1 protein-coding gene is annotated in these 4,121 nt (G+C 69.6%); it reads right to left on the bottom strand.

The annotated features are described in order from the left end of the window. Window positions 1-80 precede the first annotated feature (80 nt). Window positions 81-3,641, bottom strand: a complete 3,561-nt coding sequence (locus ACWDAK_RS40745; RefSeq protein ID WP_427396306.1) for a sensor histidine kinase — start codon at window positions 3,639-3,641, stop codon at window positions 81-83. Between the last annotated feature and the right edge of the window lie 480 nt (window positions 3,642-4,121).

The raw sequence follows: 4,121 nt of genomic DNA, 5'->3' as shown, positions 1-4,121 counted from the left end.
GCGACACCCCGGGGGTGTTGTCCACGAAATTGGTGATCAGCCAGTTCAGGTTCTGTGCGGCCTGGCTCATCTGACTCAACTCAACGCTCCTGGTGGTTCGAGCCGCCGAAGAGATCGGTGCTGCTCTGCTGTCCGTTGCCGGAGCCACCCCGGTCGGGGTCGATCCGGAAGCTCCCGGTGGAGCCGTCGCCGCTCGCGCTGCGGCCCTGCTCGACGCCGCGGCGCAGGTTGGTAAGCCGGCCGCGGACCTCCTCGGGGCTGCGGGAGACCTGCGGGCCGTCCTGCGGCGTCGGCTTGGCGTTGCCCGGGACGAGGTTCTGCTTGGGTACCCGGCGCGGCAGTCCGGAGGGGGTGGTGCCGCCGGCCGAGGGCTCGCGCAGGCGCTCGGCCTTCTGCCAGTCACCGTCGTTGGGCGACTGCCAGGACGCGGCCGGCGAGCTGGTCGGACCGGTCGGGCCGTAGCCGCCGAGGGACGACACATCGTGGCCGCGGTTCTCGCCGGAGCCACTGGTGTCCTTCGCACCGGTGAACCAGTTCGGCGTCTCGCCGCCCTGGTCGCCGAAGGCCGACGGGCCGCCGAAGCCGCCACCGGCCAGCTGCTGGCCGGGACGCCGCTGCGGCAGGCCCGCGTTCGGGCCCGCGGAGCCGGAGTGCGGCGCGGCCGGCGGCAGCGCGGGCTGCTCGGTCGCGTACGGCTCCGGGCTGTACGAGTGGTCGGCGGGCGCGTCGGCCCGGCCGCCGAACGGCTGGCCCTGCTCGAACTGCTGCCCGCCACGGCCGTACTGGCCCTCGCCGTAGCCGTAGTTGTCGGCGTACTGGTCCTCGCGGTAGGCCTGGGGCTGGAACTGCTCCTGGCCGTACTGCTGCTCCTGGTACTGCGGCTCGGCGTAGCCCGGCCCGCCCTGCTGGTAGCCGTAGTCGTCCGCGTACTGCGGGCGGCCGTACGGGTCCTGCTGATCGTGCTGCTGGTAGGCCTGGAACTGGTCCTGACCGTACTGGTAGCCCTCCTCGGCGTGCGGCTGGTGGCCGTACGCCTCGGCGGGGGCCGGCGGGACCTCCTCGACCTCGGCCTCGATGATGTCCTCGGCCTCGACCGAATCGGGGGCCGCGTCCAGAGCGGCGCGGCGGCGCTGCTGGTCCAGACGCTGCGAGCGCTGCATGGCCTCCAGTGCGGGGCTGAAGCCGCTGCTGCCGCTGTTGCCGGTCAGGTGGTCGTCGAAGCCGAGCTCGGCGGCGCTGCGCTGGCTCGCCATGGCGTCCCAGGGCTCCGGCGCCTGCTGCGGCTCCTGCTCGAAGATCCGGGAGACGGTGAACTGCTCCTCCGGCTCCGGCGCGTTCCGCATCTGGGTGAGGAACGGCGGGAGCATGACCAGCGAGGTGGTACCGGCGGACTCGCCCGAGGGGCGCAGCTGCACGCGGATGTCGTGCCGCTGGGACAGCCGGCCGACCACGAACAGGCCCATGCGGCGGGAGATGGTGGCGTCGACCGTGGGCGGCTCGGCCAGCTTCTCGTTGATCTCGGCGAAGTCATCGGCGGTGAGGCCGATGCCCTTGTCGTGGATCTCGACCAGCACTCGGCCGTCCGGCAGGCCGGTGGCATTGACCAGGACCCGGGTCTGCGGGCTGGAGAACGTGGTGGCGTTCTCCAGCAGCTCGGCGAGCAGGTGGACGAGGTCGGTCACGGCGACGCCGACGACCTCGGCCTCCGGAATGCCGGAGAGCTCGACACGCTCGTACTGCTCCACCTCGGAGGCGGCGGCGCGGAGAACGTCGACCAGCGGGACCGGGGTGTTCCACTTGCGGCCGCCTTCCTCACCGGCGAGAACGAGGAGGTTCTCACCGTTGCGGCGCATTCGGGTCGCGAGGTGGTCCAGCTTGAAGAGGTTCTCCAGCTGGTCCGGGTCGGCCTCGTTGTTCTCCAGGTCGGTGATCAGCGCCAGCTGGCGCTGGATCAGGCCCTGGCTGCGGCGCGACAGGTTGGAGAAGATCGCGTTCAGGTTGCCTCGGAGCAGGGCCTGCTCGGCGGCCAGCGCGACCGCCTGCTGGTGGACCTGGTCGAAGGCGCGGGCGACCTCGCCGATCTCGTCCTTGCCCCAGAGCGGGATCTGCTCGACGTTGGTGTCCACCCGCTCGGGGTCGGTCTTGGAGAGCTTCTCGACCAGGTCCGGCAGACGGTGGTTGGCGATGTCCAGCGCGGCGGTGTTCAGAACGCGCATACCGAGGATCATCGAGCGGGCGATGAAGCCGGTGAGCAGACCGGCCAGTGCGAGCGCGGCGACCACGATGGCCGAGTTGAGGATCGCGTCGAACTGGGCGTTGTCCCGGATGTCCTGGGTGCTGGAGACGACCTGGTCGAGCAGCGTCTTCTCGGCGCTGCGCAGCGGGTTCAGGTGACTGTTGGTCGCCTGCATCCAGTTGTCGCTGTTCAGGCCTTCCCTGAGGGCGGTCTCGAAGCTGTGGTTGGCCGCGGCCTGGCCGTTGGAGAAGCCCGCGATAGCCGCGTCACTGTACGAGAGGCCGATGTTCATCAGGCCCTGCATGGACGGGATGCTCTGGTCCGGCATGCGCAGCGTGGAGCGTGCGTCCTCGGCGGACTGCGCGACCTGGGCGTCCGAGTAGACCTTGGCGTCCAGCGGGGTGCTACCGGTGGTGAACTCGTTGAGCGCGGTCTGCTCCAGCTTGCTGGAGACCAGCAGGGTCTGGATCAGCTCGCCGTTCTCGTACCGGGTCACCGACTGGGTGCCGATACCGGTGAGCAGGGTGAGCATCAGCGAACGCTGGCTGGAGGCCGAGGCCTTGGCCAGCGACAGGGCGTAGATCGAGCGGCCCTTGCTGGTGACGTCGGAGCTGCCGTAGCCGACGGAGTTGTCGAAGGCCAGCAGCGGGGCGAACAGCGCCGAGTACGCGGCCTGGGTCGCGGTGGCGAACAGCTGGGGCTTGTAGGCGTTGTCCCGCAGGTGCGGGAGGTTGACCACCAGCTGCTGGAAGGCGTCGTTGCGACGGCCCAGGGTGGCGTCGCCGGAGACCTTCTTGAAGGCGTCGTTGTAGGCGATCAGGGCCTTGTCGGTCCTGGCGCGCAGCTTGGGCACCACGCCCTGGTCGTCGCGTCCGGTCATCAGCGGGATGAGCGAGAGGTCGCGCTCGGACTGCAGCGCGTCCGCCAGGTCGGTCGCCGAGCGGGCCAGCTCGGCGGTCTTCAAGGCGTGGTCGGCGTTAGTGAACTCGTCGATCGAGGAGTTGACCCGCAGGCCGCCGAAGACCAGGCCGATGACGACCGGGATCAGCAGGATGGAGACCAGACGGGTCGGTACGCGCCAGTTGCGCGGTATCAGGAAGTCGTACTTACCGGAGCTCTGCCGGAGTTCCTCGGTGGTCTTGGGGGCGCTCGGCGTGTTCGGCCGCGACCCCTGGGGGCCCTGGCCGCCGCGCTTGCCCGAATCCTTGCCCCTGGGCGCCGGACCCAGCGAGCCCGGGCCACCGGGGCCGCTCAGGATCTGGGGCGCGGGGCCGGGGGACGGGCGGTCCTCACCGGCCGGGGTGAACGCGGAGAACCCGCTCGTCGAAGGCTGGCCACTGCCGACCGCCTCGTTCTCGCGGGGCTCGGGGCGCCGCTGCGGGGTGTTTGGCTGCTTACGCCTCACTCGACAACAACCTCTCGGCCGCCTGGCGGCCATGGATCAATCCAGCGGCTTTCCCCCGCTTGCCGCAGCCCGCTGTGGGTGGAACGTTCCCTGGGTGACTACGGGGTAGCTGGAATTCCAGCACGAGCCGGGAAACGGGACAAACAGTCCTCTGTACGCGATGAGTAAGGAACAAATCGGACATTGAGTAACGATGCTGGCAAAACTCGGGCTAGATGCTGCAGAGCGGGTCGAAATCGCGACTCTGTGTTACTTTTGATCTCCAAATGCCTACCGAACTGTTATCCAGCGCTGTGAACCTGCCCACTCCCCTGTGAAGGGAAGGGGGCAGGTTCGCGCTTTGTGTGTCGGTGACCTGGGCAGATGGTCTGGCCCAGGGTCCCTCCTCATCGGAGGCGGGTGAGGAGAGGGCCCCTCCTCATCGGAGGCGGGCGAGGAGAGGGCCCCTCCTCATCGGAGGCGGGCGAGGAGAGGGCCCCT

It is taken from the genome of Kitasatospora sp. NPDC001175, assembly GCF_053598215.1.
Note: the sequence above shows the minus strand (reverse complement) of the source record. Positions and strands in the feature narration are given on the sequence as shown.